The sequence below is a fragment of the Streptomyces sp. NPDC096311 genome, from assembly GCF_044763085.1.
Lineage (GTDB): Bacteria > Actinomycetota > Actinomycetes > Streptomycetales > Streptomycetaceae > Streptomyces.
In genome coordinates, this window is sequence record NZ_JBIWFN010000020.1 from 1 (window position 1) to 15,004 (window position 15,004).

General features: G+C 70.2%; 14 protein-coding genes. 7 read left to right on the forward strand and 7 right to left on the reverse strand.

All coding sequences use genetic code 11. The features are described from left to right. Positions 1 to 190 (forward strand): alpha amylase C-terminal domain-containing protein (locus ACIRA5_RS39355; RefSeq protein ID WP_403699290.1); only part of this gene is annotated, 190 nt, incomplete at its 5' end. Between the two features lie 63 nt (positions 191 to 253). On the opposite strand, the gene ACIRA5_RS39360 is transcribed toward ACIRA5_RS39355, so the two are convergent. The 4 genes from ACIRA5_RS39360 to ACIRA5_RS39375 form a co-directional block, all read right to left on the reverse strand. After that, a complete protein-coding gene (locus tag ACIRA5_RS39360) occupies positions 254 to 2,551 on the reverse strand; it encodes a HelD family protein (protein WP_403699627.1) in 2,298 nt (765 codons plus the stop codon). Between the two features lie 148 nt (positions 2,552 to 2,699). Next, complete coding sequence (locus ACIRA5_RS39365) at positions 2,700 to 3,014, reverse strand: co-chaperone YbbN (protein ID WP_095857766.1); 315 nt, start codon at positions 3,012 to 3,014, stop codon at positions 2,700 to 2,702. A 14-nt stretch (positions 3,015 to 3,028) separates the two neighbouring features. Further along, positions 3,029 to 3,457 (reverse strand): MerR family transcriptional regulator, encoded by a 429-nt coding sequence (locus ACIRA5_RS39370; RefSeq protein ID WP_054233164.1) that lies wholly within the window; start codon positions 3,455 to 3,457, stop codon positions 3,029 to 3,031. A 28-nt stretch (positions 3,458 to 3,485) separates the two neighbouring features. After that, positions 3,486 to 4,001, reverse strand: coding sequence for an Lrp/AsnC family transcriptional regulator (locus ACIRA5_RS39375; RefSeq protein WP_403699292.1), 516 nt, complete (start codon positions 3,999 to 4,001; stop codon positions 3,486 to 3,488). Between the two features lie 98 nt (positions 4,002 to 4,099). Here ACIRA5_RS39375 and ACIRA5_RS39380 point away from each other — a divergent pair, with 98 nt between their 5' ends. Further along, positions 4,100 to 5,005: an NAD-dependent epimerase/dehydratase family protein gene (locus ACIRA5_RS39380; RefSeq protein ID WP_403699630.1), complete on the forward strand. Its 906-nt coding sequence runs from the start codon at positions 4,100 to 4,102 to the stop codon at positions 5,003 to 5,005. Positions 5,006 to 5,032: 27 nt separating this feature from the next. Here ACIRA5_RS39380 and ACIRA5_RS39385 read toward each other — a convergent pair whose 3' ends face one another. Together ACIRA5_RS39385 and ACIRA5_RS39390 are read right to left on the reverse strand one after the other, a co-directional pair. Next, a complete protein-coding gene (locus ACIRA5_RS39385) occupies positions 5,033 to 5,803 on the reverse strand; it encodes a DUF2127 domain-containing protein (protein ID WP_403699294.1) in 771 nt (256 codons plus the stop codon). 119 nt (positions 5,804 to 5,922) lie between these two features. Then, positions 5,923 to 7,620, reverse strand: a complete 1,698-nt coding sequence (locus tag ACIRA5_RS39390; RefSeq protein ID WP_403699296.1) for an MFS transporter — start codon at positions 7,618 to 7,620, stop codon at positions 5,923 to 5,925. Between the two features lie 159 nt (positions 7,621 to 7,779). On the opposite strand from ACIRA5_RS39390, the gene ACIRA5_RS39395 reads away from it, so the two are divergent. Further along, complete coding sequence (locus tag ACIRA5_RS39395) at positions 7,780 to 8,397, forward strand: TetR/AcrR family transcriptional regulator (RefSeq protein ID WP_403699298.1); 618 nt, start codon at positions 7,780 to 7,782, stop codon at positions 8,395 to 8,397. 157 nt (positions 8,398 to 8,554) lie between these two features. On the opposite strand, the gene ACIRA5_RS39400 is transcribed toward ACIRA5_RS39395, so the two are convergent. Continuing rightward, a complete protein-coding gene (locus ACIRA5_RS39400) occupies positions 8,555 to 9,970 on the reverse strand; it encodes a cation:dicarboxylate symporter family transporter (protein ID WP_403699300.1) in 1,416 nt (471 codons plus the stop codon). 191 nt (positions 9,971 to 10,161) lie between these two features. Between ACIRA5_RS39400 and ACIRA5_RS39405 the strand changes: the two genes are divergently transcribed. The 4 genes from ACIRA5_RS39405 to ACIRA5_RS39420 all read left to right on the forward strand — a co-directional run bounded on the left by ACIRA5_RS39405 (position 10,162) and on the right by ACIRA5_RS39420 (position 15,003). Then, entirely contained in the window at positions 10,162 to 11,895 is a 1,734-nt protein-coding gene (locus ACIRA5_RS39405) for an ATP-binding protein (RefSeq protein WP_403699301.1), read from the forward strand. Beyond that, the gene (locus ACIRA5_RS39410) at positions 11,892 to 12,572 is read left to right on the forward strand and encodes a response regulator (RefSeq protein ID WP_403699303.1); all 681 of its coding nucleotides are present in this window, start codon (positions 11,892 to 11,894) and stop codon (positions 12,570 to 12,572) included. The genes ACIRA5_RS39405 and ACIRA5_RS39410 overlap by 4 nt, the downstream gene beginning before the upstream one ends. Before the next feature lie 200 nt (positions 12,573 to 12,772). Continuing rightward, complete coding sequence (locus ACIRA5_RS39415; RefSeq protein WP_403699304.1) at positions 12,773 to 14,143, forward strand: extracellular solute-binding protein; 1,371 nt, start codon at positions 12,773 to 12,775, stop codon at positions 14,141 to 14,143. Beyond that, positions 14,140 to 15,003, forward strand: a complete 864-nt coding sequence (locus ACIRA5_RS39420; protein ID WP_352051527.1) for a sugar ABC transporter permease — start codon at positions 14,140 to 14,142, stop codon at positions 15,001 to 15,003. The genes ACIRA5_RS39415 and ACIRA5_RS39420 overlap by 4 nt, the downstream gene beginning before the upstream one ends. Position 15,004 lies beyond the last annotated feature (1 nt).

Consider the following 15,004-nt stretch of genomic DNA (forward strand, 5'->3'; position numbering starts at 1 on the left):
CCGCCTCGGCATCCCCGAAGACATCCCCGCCTGGCACGAAGTCCTCAACACCGACGCCGCCCGCTACGGCGGCAGCAACATCCACAACCCCCACCCCGTCAAACCCGAGCCCCACCCCGCCCACGCCCACCCCACCAGCCTCCGCCTGACCCTGCCTCCCCTGGCCACGATCTGGCTGCGCCCCGCCTGACGCCTTCAGCGGCCACGACGAGGGCGGGGCGCAGGAGCGTGAACTCCTCGCCCCGCCCGGTGGTCAGACCGTCGCCGCCCGCAGCGCCTGAGGCAGCTCGCCCTCGTACACGATCCCGAGCGCCTGCGTCGCCCGCGTCAGCGCCACGTACAGGTCGCTCGTGCCGTACCGCGCCGGTTCGACCACGAGGACGGAGTCGAATTCCAGCCCCTTGGCCTGCCGGGGGTCGAGGAGGACGACCGTCCGGGTCAGGTCGGGCTCCTCCCCCGCCGTCACGTCCTCCAGCCGGGCCGCGAGCGAGGTGTGCAGTTCGCGGGGCGCGATCACCGCGAGCCGTCCCTCGGCGGGGGTCAGTTCTGCGACGGCCTTCGCGACGGTGCCGGGCAGGTCGTCCCCGGCGGCGCGCGCCCACGGCCGTACGCCCGTCGAGCGCACCGAACGCGGCGGCGCGAAGTCCGGGTGCCGCGCGCGCAGTACGCCCGCCGCCACGTCCATGATCTCGGACGGGGTGCGGTAGTTGACGGCGAGGCGCTTGTGCTCCCAGCGGTCCTCGACATAGGGGCTGAGGATCTCCGACCAGGAGCCCACTCCGGCCGCTTCCGCGGTCTGCGCGGGGTCGCCGACCAGGGTCATCGAGCGGGTCGGGCTGCGTCGCATCAGCAGGCGCCAGGCCATCGGCGAGAGCTCCTGCGCCTCGTCGACGATGATGTGGCCGAACGCCCAGGTCCGGTCGGCCGCCGCGCGTTCGGCGGCACTGCGGTGATCATCCTCCTCGTGCCGCTCGGCCATCCGCTCGGCGTCGATGATGTTGTGCGCGGACAGGACCTCGGAGTCCTCCTCGTCCTTGTCCTCGAACTCGTAGGTGCGGGAGGCGTAGGACACGTCCAGCACGCCCTGCGCGTACGCCACCTGGGCGCGGCGTTCCTGGTCGGCGAGGGCGCGGGCCACGCGGTCGTCCTCGCCGAGCAGTTCGGCGGCCTCGTCGAGGAGGGGGACGTCGGCGGTGGTCCAGGCCCGGGTGACCGGGCGGCGGATCGCGGCCGCGTCCTCGTCCGGGACGTATCCCTCGGGGTCCGCGAGGAAGTCGGCGACCAGGCGCTGCGGGGTCAGCCGCGGCCACAGCTGGTCGATGGCCGACCAGACCTCGGGGTTCTCGGCGAGGTCGTCGCGGATCTGGGTGATGTCGCTCGGGTCGAGCAGGTTCGAACCGTCGAAGGGGTCGGTGCCGATGCGCTCGGCCAGCATGTCGGTGAGCGTGTTGAGGATGTGGCCCTCGAAGTACTCGCGGGCCACGTTGTGCGGCAGCCGCGCCTCGCGGGTGCGCTCGCGGGCGACCTGGACGAGCCCGGCGTCGAGCATCAGGATGTCCCGGTCGTGCTCGATCGCGATGACCGGGTCGGGTAGCGCCTGGCGGCTGTGGACCACCGCGGCGAGCACCTCGGCCATGTCGGCACGGCCCTTCACGGCGGCGGCCCGCGGGGCGTCGGTGGCGGTCGCCCGGACGCCGGGGAACAGTTCGCCGACGGTCGCGAGCAGCACGCCCGTCTCGCCGAGCGAGGGCAGTACCTCGCCGATGTAGCCGAGGAAGGCGGGGTTCGGTCCGACGATCAGGACGGCGCGCTTCGCCAGCAGTTCCCGGTACTCGTACAACAGGTACGCGGCCCTGTGCAGCGCCACGGCCGTCTTTCCGGTGCCGGGGCCGCCCTCGACGACCAGCACGCCCTTGTGCGGGGCGCGGATGATCCGGTCCTGTTCGGCCTGGATGGTCTGCACGATGTCGCTCATGCGGCCGGTGCGCGCCGAGTTCAGCGCGGCCAGCAGTACGGCGTCGCCGGTCGGGTCCTCGTGGCCGGTGCGTTCGTGGTCACCGAGGTCGAGGATCTCGTCGTGCAGGTCGGTCACCCGGCGGCCGTCGGTGGTGATGTGCCGGCGGCGGCGCAGGTCCATCGGCGTGTGGCCGGTGGCGAGGTAGAAGGGGCGGGCGACCGGGGCCCGCCAGTCGATGAGGATGGGGGTGTGCTCGGTGTCGTCGGCGCGGACGCCGATACGGCCGATGTGATGGCTGACGCCGGAGGTGAGGTCGATCCGGCCGAAGCAGAGCGAGCCGTCCACGGCGTTCAGCGCGGCCAGCAGGCCCGAGCGCTCGGCGACCAGCACGTCCCGTTCGAGCCTGGCCTGCATGGGTGTGTTGCCCTGCGCGAGCGCGTCGCCGACGGAGGCCTCGGTGTCGCCCCGCAGCACGTCCACGCGTGCGTACAACCCGTCGATGAATTCCTGCTCGTGCAGCAATTCATCGTCGGGAAATCCTGTGGTGCCCTCTGCGTTTGCGCCCCTGTTTGACAATTCCGCTCCCGGCCGGATATACTGTGCCCAGTGAACTTCTCCGCGACTCAATTCTTCTGAAGTCGCGAATCATTCAATATACGCAGGGAAATCCCCCGAGCGCAATTGCTCGGGGGATTTCTTGTAGTTCTGCTGTATATCGGCGAGGCCGGAGCACGCCGGAGGGTCAGAGCACGTCGGACAGCTCCTCCAGCAGCCGGCGCTTCGGCCGGGCGCCCACCATCGACTTCACCGGCTCGCCACCGCGGAACACCATGAACGTGGGCATCGACAGCACCCGGTAGGCGTTCGTCGTCAGCGGGTTGGTGTCCACGTCCAGCTGGACCACCTTGAGCCGCTCGCCCTCCTCGGCCGCCAGGGCACTGAGCACCGGCCCCATCTGCCGGCACGGCGGGCACCAGTCGGCCGTGAACTCCACCAGCACCGGGAGCTCGGCGCCGATCACCTCCGTCTCGAAGTCCGCGTCCGTCACCGAAGCCACGCCTGCCACCTTGATCACCGTGTCCGCCCTTCCAGTTCGCATACGGGTTCCGGGCCGCCCGGAACCTCCGCCTCGGCCGCCAGCTCGTCACGCGCCCGCTCGGCCCGCGCCAGCTGCGCGCCGACCTCGGCCCGTACGGCCTGCAACTCGTCGATCAGCGAGTCGAGCTCGCCCAGCTTGCGCCGGTAGACCGCGAGCGAGGCCGGACAGGAGTCGCCCTCCGGGTGCCCCGCCCGCAGACACTCCACGAAGGGCCGGGTCTCCTCCAGGTCGAACCCGAAGTCCTGCAGCGTCCTGATCTGCCGCAGCAGCCGCAGGTCGTGCTCGTCGTACGTCCGGTACCCGTTCTCGCCCCGTCGCGCGGGCAGCAGCCCCCGCGACTCGTAGTACCGAAGAGTCCGCGTGGTGGTCCCGGCCCGCGCCGCCAGCTCGCCGATTCGCATGCCCCGACGGTATTCCTTGACCCCGACGTCAACGCAAGGGCAGCAGTGGCTTACGCGGCACCGGTGAGGACAGGACGATCGAGGTCGTCGTGCGCCCCAGTGCGGAGGTCTGTTCCAGGACGTCCTCCAGGTGGAGTGTGTCCGCGACGGCGACCTTGAGGATCCAGCAGTCCTCGCCGACGACGTGGTGGACCTCGATGATCTCCGGGCGGGAGATCAGCTCCAGGGTCCTGGGGTGGCGCAGGGTGTAGCCGCCGTGCGGGTCGACGCGGACGAAGGCCTGGATGCCGTAGCCGAGGAGGGGCGGTGAGACATGGGCGCCGTAACCGGTGACGGCTCCCGTGGACTCCAGCCGGCGCACGCGTTCGGCGACGGCCGCCGGGCTCAGCCGGACGCGCCGACCCAGCTCGCTGAGCCTGATCCGGCCGTCGCTCTGCAGCAGTTCCAGGATCTGCCGGTCCACCGCGTCGAAGGCCGCCGATGTTTCGTCGGCGGTGGCGCGCGGTTGCCGTGGTTCCTTCGGTGCAGCGGTCGGATCTCCCATGTCTCCCCCTTCAGACGTGGCGCGTACGCCGGGAGAATTATGACCACAGAGGCCCGGTGGGTGCGGGAAGTGCGAGGGGGAGGAACGCCGTGCGCGAGATACGCGAGATAGGTGTCATTGGCGGAAACCGCTATTTCGGAAAGCGGCTGATTGCCCGACTGCTGGCCGCCGGAGACCACGTCACCGTCATCAATCGCGGTTCCTGCGCACCGCCCGCCGGGGCGGTCCATCTCGTCGCGGACCGCAATGACGGGAATTCCCTGGAGAAGGCGCTGGGTTCACGCACCTTCGATGTCGTGGTCGACCAGGTCTGCTACACACCGCGGCAGGCGGAGATCGCCCGACGGATCTTCGCGGGACGCACCCGGCGGTACGTCATGACCTCCACCGTCGAGGTGTACGAGTACGAGGACTCGGCGGATCTCGTACGGGAGGACGCTGTGGACCCCCGTACCGTGCCCGTCGACCTCGGACTCCCCTGGGACGAGCCGGAGTTCCTCGAGGGCCACTACGGGGAGGGCAAGCGCCAGGCCGAGGCGGTGTTCGCGGCCGACCCCGCGTTCCCGTACACGGCCGTCCGGGTGGCCCACGTCCTGGGCGGGGACGACGACTTCACCGGCCGCCTCCAGCACTACGCGGAGCGCATCCGCACGGGCGAGGCGATCGCCGTACCGCCCGTGAACCGCCCGGCGACGTACATCCACGTCGAGGAGATCGCCGACTTCCTGTTCTGGGCGGCGGGCGAGGACTTCACGGGCCCGGTCAACGCGGCCTCCCACGGGCCGCTGACCACGCGGGAGCTGTGTGAGGCGATCGCCGCGCACCTCCCGGACGGCAAGACCCTCCTGCGGCCCGTCGAGGTCGGCGCGCTCTCCCCCTTCTCCTTCAGCCGTTCCTACGGCATGGACAACTCCCGGGCCGCCCTGCTCGGGTTCACCTTCGGCGACGCACGGGCGTGGCTGCCGCGCGCCGTGGCCGAGACCCTGGGCTCCGACCGCCCGTAGCCGCGGGCGCTGACGCCGTGCGGGGCGTCAGGCGTGCGCGGCCATGCCCGCCGACTCCTCGACCTCCAGCAGCGACGCGCTGTGCCGCTCCTCCTCGAACGCCTTGCGTCCGCCGCGCAGCCCGAAGAGGCGTTTGGCGAGGGCGATGTAGAGGACGGCGAGGATGTTGAGGACCAGGGTGGCGATCTTCAGGTAGCTGACGTGCTCGGTGAGTTCGTAGATCTCCAGGGGCAGGAAGGCGGCGGTGGCGACCACCGTCAGATACTCCGCCCAGCGCTTGGCGTACCAGAGGCCACCCGCCTCGACGAGCTCGATCAGCGCGTACGCGAGGAGCAATACGGCGACGAGAACGAGCGTCGAGTGCTTGTAGCCGAACGTCTTCTGGACGGAGCCGACCACGGGCGAGTGGTCGAGGTCGTAGTGGAAATGCCTGAACACCGGCCGGAAGACATTGAGGTACTCGTTGAAGAGACGGCGGACCGCGTCCTGGCTGTTGCTGAATTTCCATACCGCTACGGCCACGAGCACGATGAACACCCCGCGCACGGCCCGTTCGATCGCCAGGAAGCGCAGGATGAACAGATCGCGCAGCACCTTGCCGCGCGGCACCAGAGGAGCTTCCTCGGCGGGGCCCGAGCCATGTGGTTCGCCCAGCACGAAGTCGCCGCAGCGCAGACAGCGCCAGGCCTCGCCGAGGCTCGTCTCGGCGCGCAGCCGCCGGCGCAGTTCCGGCTCGCCGGGCGCGTACGTCACATGACCTTTGCGCGCGCACGTCCGCCGGTCCCAGTCGATCTTCATACTCCGTGTCCTCCGCAGAACATGCCGTGCCGTGCCGGTCAGTCCGGCACGGCACGGTAGTGCATGTTCTACGAGACGGCGGCCCGACGGTCACGGTTCCGAGGCGGGCGGGGGTGGGCTCAGCGCGTCGCCGCGCCGGTGAGTTCCGGCTGTTCCTCCGCCGCCTGCTCCGGGGCCCCCTCCGGGTGCGCGCCCCCCTTCCGGGGCAGCAGGACGGCGACCAGCACGGTGCCCACGCCCAGGATCACCGCACCGATCAGGCTGGTGTGCGCCACCGCGTCCGAGAAGGACGAACCGACGGCGTCCGCCATCCGCTGCGCCCCGTGGGCGAGCTGGTCGGCCTGTGCCTTCAGCTGCGCGGCCTTCTCGGCGTTCCCGGCGTGGCCCGCCCGCGCGGCCTGCTCGCCGAGTTGCCGGGCCTTGTCACCGATGCCCTGAGCGACCGCGTAGCCCGCGCCGACCGAGTCCTGCGCCGTGGACAGGGCGCCCGCCGGGAGCTTGCTGCCCGCGGTGGCGTCCGAGAGGTGCGCGGAGTACGAACTCGCCAGCACGGAACCGAGGATCGCGATGCCGAGCGAGCCACCGAGCTCGAGCGAGGTGTCGTTGACGGCTCCGCCGACGCCGAGTTCGGCCTCGGGGAACGCGCCCATGATGGCGTCCGTGCAGGGCGAGAGCGCGAGCCCGATCGCCAGACCCAGGAGGGTGAGGGGCAGCACGAGATCGCCGTAGGAGGATGCCGCGTCGACCCGGGTGAGCAGCGCGAGCGCCGCCGTGCCGCCGACCATGCCCGCGGTCACCGTGATCTTCATGCCGATGCGCGGGGTGAGGTAGCCGGTGAGCGCCGAGCCGACGAACACGGCCCCGGCGAGCGGCAGCATCCGCACCCCGGTGTCCAGCGCGTCGTAGCCGAGGACGAACTGGAGGTGCTGGGTGAGGTAGTAGAAGGCGCCGAAGACGGCCAGGAAGAAGAGGGCGACGGCGAGGTTGGAGCCCGCGAACCGGCGGTGGGCGAAGCGGCGTACGTCGACGACCGGGCGCGGGTGGCGCAGTTCCCACACCACGAAGGCCACCAGGCCGGCACCCGCGACGACCGCGGCGGTCACGGCTTTGACGCCCCATCCGAAGTGCGGCCCCTCGATGATCATGTAGACCAGTGAGCCGATCCAGACCACGGAGAGCAGGCCGCCGACATGGTCGATGCGGTGGTGGTGCGCGGCCCGGGACGGCGGTACGAGGACGAGGGCGCCGACGATCGCGAGCGCGGCGATGGGGACGTTGATCAGGAACGTGGACGACCAGCCGTGGTGCTCCAGCAGCGCACCGGCGACCAGGGGCCCGGCCGCGATGGCGAGTCCGGCGGTGGCGGTCCACAGGGTGATCGCCTTCGCCCGCTCCTCGCGCGGGAAGGTCGCGGCGAGCAGGGAGAGCGTCGCGGGCATGATCAGGGCGGCGCCGACGCCCATCACGGCACGGGCCGCGATGACCCCGGTGGAGCTGTCGACGAGCGAGCCCGCGACCGCGCCCCCGCCGAACACGACGAGCCCCAGGATGAGCGCCCCGCGGCGGCTGTACTTGTCGCCGATCGCGCCGAGCAGCAGCATCAGCGCGGCGTACGGGACGGTGTAGCCGTCGATGACCCACTGCAGGTCCGCGCTGGACAGGCCCAGGTCCTGGGTCATGTCCGGGGCCGCGACGGTGAGGGCGGTGTTCGCCATCACGATGATCAGCAGGCTCAGGCAGAGCACCAGCAGCGCCCACCAGCGCCGGGCGTAGGGCCGGTCCATCCCCTCGACCGGTTCGTTCATGACGAGACGCATGACTACGGTCGCCCTCTCTCTCGTTCCTCTTGCACACTGATGTGCAATTGCTCAACCATGTGCAATGTACGTCTATGCACAGCACTGTGCAAATGGAGGAGGTGGAGCCCTTGTGGAGGGCACGAGTGATCACCTCGCGCGGATCCGGGGGCGTGCAGAATGGCAGCCATGACCACGGGTAGCGCCAGCCGCGCGGACGCGAACCGCCGCCGCATCCTCGACGTCGCGCTCGCCGAGCTGCTGCGCGACCCCGACGCGTCCATGGACCAGATCGCACGGGCCGCGGGCGTCGTACGGCGCACGGTGTACGGGCACTTCCCCAGCCGCGAGGTGCTGATCAGCACGTTGACCGACGGCGCGGTGGAGGCGGTGGCCGCGGCGCACGCGGCGGGCCGGGAGAGCGGCCGGGACCCGGCGGAATCACTGGTCCGCTCGACGCTCGCCGTCTGGGAGATCGCCGACCGCTACCGGCTGCTGGTCGCCCTCGCCCAGCGCAGCGTCACGGTCCAGGGCATCCGCGAGCGGCTCACGCCGGTGCGCGAGGCCTGCACGGAGCTGCTGCGGCGCGGCCTCGACCAGGGCGTGTTCGAGTCTCCGCTGCCGGCGCCCGCGCTGGCGTACGTGCACGAGCAGATGCTGTTCGCCCTCATGGAGGCGGTGAACGACGGCCTGCTGGCACCGGAAGAGGCGGGCCGCTCCGCCGCGATCACCATGCTGACCGCGGCGGGCGTACCCGCCTCCAGAGCCACCGAACTGGTGACCAAGCTGAGCGAATGAGCTTGTCCTGCACATACACCGAGCGGCCAGGTCTACGGGGGGAGAACCTGGCCGCCCGGCGGCTCGGGGCCCCCGAAGGGGCGCGGGGCTGTGTCATCATGCGGCTCCGCCGCGTGGGCGCGACCAGCCACAACGGATCCGCAGCTCCCAACGGCGCTTACGCCTTGGCGAGCTCCTTCTCCCCACCCTGCTCCGGCACCTCCGCGGCAACGACCTCGTCCTCGTCGCTGTCCAGCAGGGTCGTCTCGTCGAACGGCAGCTCCCCGGCGAGAACCCGGTTCACCCGCTCCTTGTCGACCTCACCGGTCCACGTACCGATGAGCAGCGTGGCGACCGCGTTGCCCGCGAAGTTGGTGACCGCGCGCGCCTCGCTCATGAAGCGGTCGATACCGATGATCAGGCCGACACCGTCCACCAGAGCGGGCTTGTGCGACTGCAGACCACTGGCCAGGACGGCGATACCGGAGCCGGAGACACCCGCCGCGCCCTTCGAGGCGACCATCATGAAGAGCAGCAGGCCGATCTGCTGGCCGATGCTCATCGGCTGGTCCATCGCGTCGGCGATGAACAGCGACGCCATGGTCAGGTAGATCATCGTGCCGTCGAGGTTGAAGGAGTAGCCGGTCGGCACGGTGATGCCGACGACCGGGCGGCTGACACCCAGGTGCTCCATCTTGGCGATGAGCCGCGGCAGCGCGGACTCGGACGACGAGGTGGAGACGATCAGCAGGAACTCCCGGCCGAGGTACTTCAGCAGCTGGAAGAGGCTGACCTTGGCGACGAGCTTCGTCAGCGTGCCGAGCACGATGAAGATGAAGAGCGCACAGGTGATGTAGAAGCCGAGCATGATCGTGCCCAGCGCCTTCAGCGCGTCCATGCCGGTCTCGCCGATGACGGCCGCCATGGCACCGAAGGCACCGACGGGCGCGGCCCACATGATCATGCCCAGGATGCGGAAGACCAGCTTCTGGATGTGCTCGACACCCTTCAGCACCGGCTGCCCCGCACGGCCCATGGCCTGCAGCGCGAAGCCCACGAGGAGGGCGATCAGCAGGGTCTGGAGCACCTGGCCCTCGGTGAAGGCCGAGACGAAGGTGGTCGGGATGATCCCGAGGATGAAGTCGACGGGGCCCTCGGCGGCGGCCTCGGCCTGCGTGTGCCCGACGCCCTTCACGGCCTCGGTCAAATGCATCCCGCTGCCCGGGTGGATGATGTTGCCGACGACCAGGCCGATGGCCAGCGCCACGAAGGACATGCAGATGAAGTAGCCGAGCGCGAGACCGCCGACCTTGCCGACCTTGGCGGCCTTGCGTACCGAGCCGACGCCGAGCACGATCGTGCAGAAGATGATCGGGGAGATCATCATCTTGATCAGGCTCACGAAGCCCGTGCCGATCGGCTTGAGCTCCTTGGCGAAGTCCGGCGCGGCGAACCCGACGGCGATGCCGAGCACAACCGCGATGATCACCGCGATGTACAGATAGTGGGTGCGGTCCCGCTTGGCGGCGGGTGCGGCAGGTGCCGTGTGGGTGCTGGCCACGGCTGCCCTCCTTGACGACGTCATCGGCATCATCCGGCGTGCGGCTCACGTCCGGCGGAACCCGGGGTGCGGCATGCTCCGCGGGATCCCGGAATACGGCTCACTCGGGGGATCCCGGGGTGCGGCTCGCTCCGGGGGATGCGGTGACTATCTCCCGCCCTGTGAGGGCGGTCACCCTTCCGTTCATTTAGTTCACACTTATATGGAGAGGCAGACTGAACGACATGCGCTTCCTCCCCGTCCCGCGACCCCGCAGCCTGGCCGGCCAGCTCTTCGCCATGCAGGCCGTGCTCATCGCGGTGCTCGTCGCGGGGTACGCGCTGTTCAGCTACGTCAGCGACCGCAGCCAGGCCGAGGACGCGGCGGGCCGCCAGGCCATGGCCGTGGCCCGTTCGATCGCCGACGCACCCTCCGTCCGGGACGCCATCCGCACCACGAACCCCACCAAGGACCTCCAGCCGTACGCGCTCCAGGTACAGCGGGACACCGGCGTGGACTTCGTGACGATCATGAACCCGCAGGGCATCCGCTGGACCCACCCCGACGAGACGCTGATCGGCAAGCACTTCCTCGGGCACATCGGGCCCGCCCTGCACGGCAAGTCCTTCACGGAGACGTACACGGGCAGCCTCGGGGCGTCCGTCCGTGCCGTCACCCCGGTCCTGGACAACGGCCACATCGTCGGCCTGGTCAGCGCGGGCATCAGGGTCGAGGCGATCACCCAGCGCGTGCAGGACCAGGTGACCGCCCTCATCGGCGTCGCGGGCAGCGCACTCGTGCTCGGCGGCATCGGCACCTACGTCATCAACGCCCGGCTGCGCCGCTCCACGCACGGCATGAACGCGGCCGAGCTGAGCCGGATGCACGACTACCACCAGGCCGCGCTGCACGCCGTGCGCGAGGGGCTGCTGATGCTGGACGGGCAGTACAGGGTGGCGCTGATGAACGACGGCGGGCGGGAGCTGCTGGGGGTGACGGACGAGGTCGTCGGACACTCCGTGGCCGAACTCGGGCTGCCCGCACCGCTCACGGGCGCCCTGCTGTCGGCGGCGCCGCGGGTGGACGAGGTGCATCTGACGGCGTCGCGCGTGCTGGTCGTGAACACCTCCCCGGTGTCCGGCGGCGAGCAGCGCGGCACGGTGGTCACCCTGCGCGATGTGACCGAACTCCAGTCCCTGATGGGCGAGTTGGACTCCGAGCGCGGCTTCACCCAGGCGTTGCGCTCGCAGGCGCACGAGGCCGCGAACCGGCTGCACACGGTGGTCTCGCTGATCGAGCTCGGGCGTGCCGAGGAGGCCGTCGAGTTCGCCACCGCCGAGCTCGAACTCGCCCAGACGCTCACCGACGAGGTGATCTCGGCGGTCAGCGAGCCGGTCGTCGCCGCCCTGCTGCTGGGCAAGGCGGCCCAGGCGAACGAGCGGGGCGTGGAGCTGGTGGTGTCGCAGGAGAGCGGTATCGACGACGGGCTGCTCCAGACCGGTCTGCCGGCCCGTGACCTGGTCACCGTGCTGGGCAATCTGATCGACAACGCGATGGACGCGGCGCAGGGGACGGTGGGGGCGCGGGTGACCGTCACGGCCTTCACGGGCGACTCCGGCCTGGTCCTGCGGGTCGCCGACACGGGCGCGGGAGTCGACCCCGCCCACGCGGAGGCGGTCTTCCAGCGCGGCTGGTCCACCAAACCGGCGGGGCCCGGCGGCCGGGGCCTCGGGCTGGCCCTCGTACGCCAGGCGGTGAGCCGGCACAACGGCACGCTGACGGTGGCGGAGGCGCCCGGGGGCGGGGCGGAGTTCGAGGCGCGGCTGCCGTTGCCTACGGTGGCCCCGGGCGCCCTTGCCGCACCCGTGCCGGGGGCCGCCGGAGAACCGGCCCCGGCCACCGCCGAAAGGGCCACCACCGAAGGGGCCACCGCCGAGCCCGAGTCCGCCCAGCACGCCCTGCCTGGAGGCGACGCATGACCGCCGACCCCATCCGCGTCCTCGTCGTCGAGGACGACCCGGTCGCCGCCGACGCGCACGTCATGTACGTGGGCCGGGTGCCCGGCTTCACCGCCGTCGGCAAGGCGCACACGGGCGCGGAGGCGCGGCGCGCGCTGGACCGTACGCCGGTGGACCTGCTGCTGCTCGACCTGCACCTGCCGGACGTGCACGGACTCCAGCTCGCCCGCTCCCTGCGTGCCGCCGGCTATCACGCGGACGTGATCGCGGTGACGTCCGCGCGGGACCTCGCGGTCGTCAGGGAAGGGGTCTCGCTCGGGGTCGTCCAGTACGTCCTGAAGCCCTTCACCTTCGCCACCCTGCGCGACCGCCTCGTGCGGTACGCCGAGTTCCACGCGGCGGTGGGCGAGGCGAGCGGCCAGGACGAGGTGGACCGCGCCCTGGCCACCCTGCGCGCCCCCGGCCCGGCCGCCCTCCCCAAGGGCCTCAGCGCGCCGACACTGGAACGGGTCACCCGGACGCTGCGGGACAGCGCCGAGGGCCTGACGGCTGCCGGGGCAGCGGAGTCGGTCGGCATCTCCCGGATCACGGCCCGGCGCTATCTGGAGCACCTGGTGGAGGCGGGACGGGCGGCGCGGGCTCCGCAGTACGGGCAGGTGGGGCGGCCGGAGTTGCAGTACCGGTGGGTCAAGGGCTGAACGCGCGGGTCGTCAGCCGTTCGGCGGGACATGTGACCTGGTGAGACTTATGTCCCACCGGGACATCACACGCGGCCCCGTCTCCGTGAGCCGCCGCAAGGTCGCGAGCCGCTGCAAGGTCATTGACGTGGACTAGTCCACGCTCTTACGTTCACCAGGCAGACAACTCGGCCACCAATGACGTCGGCCAGTAGGAGGTCGTGCCCGTGCGCCCCACCGCCGCCCCGCTGCTCCTCGCCACTCTGCTCACCGCGACCGCGCTCAGCGCCTGCGGATCGGGCTCCGGAAGCGATCCGGACACCGTGAAGATCTCCTTCAAGCAGTCCACGGACAACTCGATCCGCGTCATGGACACCTACTTGGGGGAGATGAAGAAGGAGTTCGAGAAGGCCAACCCCGGCAAGAAGGTCGAACTCGTCCCGATCAAGGCCCCGGACTCCGAGTACTACACCAAGCTCCAGCAGATGCTGAGATCCCCCAAGACGGCCCCCGACCTGGTCTACGAGGACACCTTCCTCATCAACTCGGACATCACGAGCGGGTACTTGAAGCCCCTGGACCCCTACCTCGACAAGTGGCCGGACTGGAACCAGTTCATCGACACGGCGAAGTCGGCCGCGAAGGCGCAGGACGGGAAGACGTACGGCGTCCCGGACGGCACGGACACCCGGGGCCTCTGGTTCGACAAGGGCATCTTCAAGAAAGCGGGCCTGCCCGCCGACTGGCAGCCGCAGACGTGGGACGAGGTGCTGGCCGCCGCACGCACCATCAAGGCGAAGGTCCCCGGCGTCACCCCGCTCAACGTCTACACGGGCAAGCCGGCGGGCGAGGCGGCCACCATGCAGGGCTTCGAGATGCTGCTGTACGGGACGGGTGACGGCACGTCGGACCCCCTGTACGACACGGCGTCGAAGAAGTGGATCGCGGGCAGCCAGGCCTTCAAGGACGCGCTCACCTTCGTGCACACGGTCTACAAGGAGAAGCTGGGCCCCGATGTCTCGGACGCCCTGGACCCGAACTTCCCCACGACGGTCCGCGGCGAACTGATGCCCAAGGGCAAGCTCGGCATCAACCTGGACGGCAGCTGGCTGCCGCAGGACTGGCTGAAGGGCGCGGGGCACGAGTGGCCCGAGTGGTCGCAGAAACTCGGACTCGCGTACATGCCGACGCAGACCGGCCAGGCTCCCGGCAAGGTGAGCATGTCCGGCGGCTGGACCTGGTCGATCCCCGCCAAGGCGTCCAACCCGGACCTCGCCTTCAAGTTCATCGAGACGATGCAGACCAAGGCGAACGCGCAGAAGTGGTACATCGCCAACTCCGGCATCGCGGTGCGGGGGGACGTGGCCTCGGACCCCGGATATGTGAAGGCGCAGCCCGGCATCAAGTTCTTCACGGACCTGGTCGCGAGCACGCACTACCGCCCCGCGTACCCGGCCTATCCCAAGGTCTCGACGGCCATCCAGGAGGCCATGGAGGGCGTGACGACGGGTGACAGTTCGGTCGACAAGGCGGCGAGCGGGTACGACGAGGAGCTGAAGACGGCCACCGACGACCAGGTGATCAGGAAGTGAGGCTGCGCCGCACTCTGACCCGCGCCCTCCCCGTCACCCCCGCCGTCGCCCTCCTGCTCCTCTTCCTGGCGGGCCCGATCGCGTACTGCGCGTACATCGCCTTCACCGACCTCCAGCTCACCGGCCAGGCGCACTCGTCCTTCGTCGGCTTCGAGAACTTCCGGGCGGCGTTCAAGGACGACGCGTTCCTGAACGCGGTCTGGCTGACGCTGGTGTTCACGGTCCTGTCGTCACTGGTCGGCCAGAACACGCTGGGCCTGGCGCTGGCTTCGCTGATGCAGCGGGCGTCGAAGCCGGTGCGGACGGTCGTGGGCGGGATCGTGGTCACGGCGTGGGTGCTGCCGGAGGTGGTGGCGGGGTTCCTGCTGTACGCGTTCTTCCGACGGGAAGGCACGCTGAACGCGATCCTGGACTGGCTCCACCTGCCCACCCAGAACTGGCTGTTCACGCTGCCGATCCTGGCGGTGTCGTTCGCGAACGTCTGGCGGGGGACGGCCTTCTCCATGCTGGTGTACTCGGCGGCCCTGAACGAGATACCGAAGGAGATCACCGAGGCGGCGGAGGTGGACGGGGCGGGTGGCTGGCGCCGTATGTGGCACATCACGCTGCCGATGATCCGCCGCTCCATCGGCACGAACCTGATGCTCAACACCCTTCAGACGCTGTCGGTGTTCGGGCTGATCTGGGTGATGACGAGGGGCGGCCCGGGGAACAGGAGCCAGACGCTGCCGCTCTTCATGTACGAGCAGGCCTTCCAGAAGAGCATGATCGGATACGGCACCGCGGTGGCGCTGCTCCTGCTGGTGGTCGGCTCGCTGTTCTCGCTGGTGTACATGCGGCTGCTGCGGACGGAGGTCTGAG

Coding starts and splice junctions, on each gene's coding strand:
- ACIRA5_RS39390 (WP_403699296.1), bottom strand. CDS start 7,620: ATGCGTCTCGTCATGAACGAACCGGTCGAGGGGATGGACCGGCCCTAC.
- ACIRA5_RS39375 (WP_403699292.1), bottom strand. CDS start 4,001: ATGGGAGATCCGACCGCTGCACCGAAGGAACCACGGCAACCGCGCGCC.
- ACIRA5_RS39370 (WP_054233164.1), bottom strand. CDS start 3,457: ATGCGAATCGGCGAGCTGGCGGCGCGGGCCGGGACCACCACGCGGACT.
- ACIRA5_RS39405 (WP_403699301.1), top strand. CDS start 10,162: ATGCGCTTCCTCCCCGTCCCGCGACCCCGCAGCCTGGCCGGCCAGCTC.
- ACIRA5_RS39400 (WP_403699300.1), bottom strand. CDS start 9,970: ATGATGCCGATGACGTCGTCAAGGAGGGCAGCCGTGGCCAGCACCCAC.
- ACIRA5_RS39385 (WP_403699294.1), bottom strand. CDS start 5,803: ATGAAGATCGACTGGGACCGGCGGACGTGCGCGCGCAAAGGTCATGTG.
- ACIRA5_RS39395 (WP_403699298.1), top strand. CDS start 7,780: ATGGCAGCCATGACCACGGGTAGCGCCAGCCGCGCGGACGCGAACCGC.
- ACIRA5_RS39410 (WP_403699303.1), top strand. CDS start 11,892: ATGACCGCCGACCCCATCCGCGTCCTCGTCGTCGAGGACGACCCGGTC.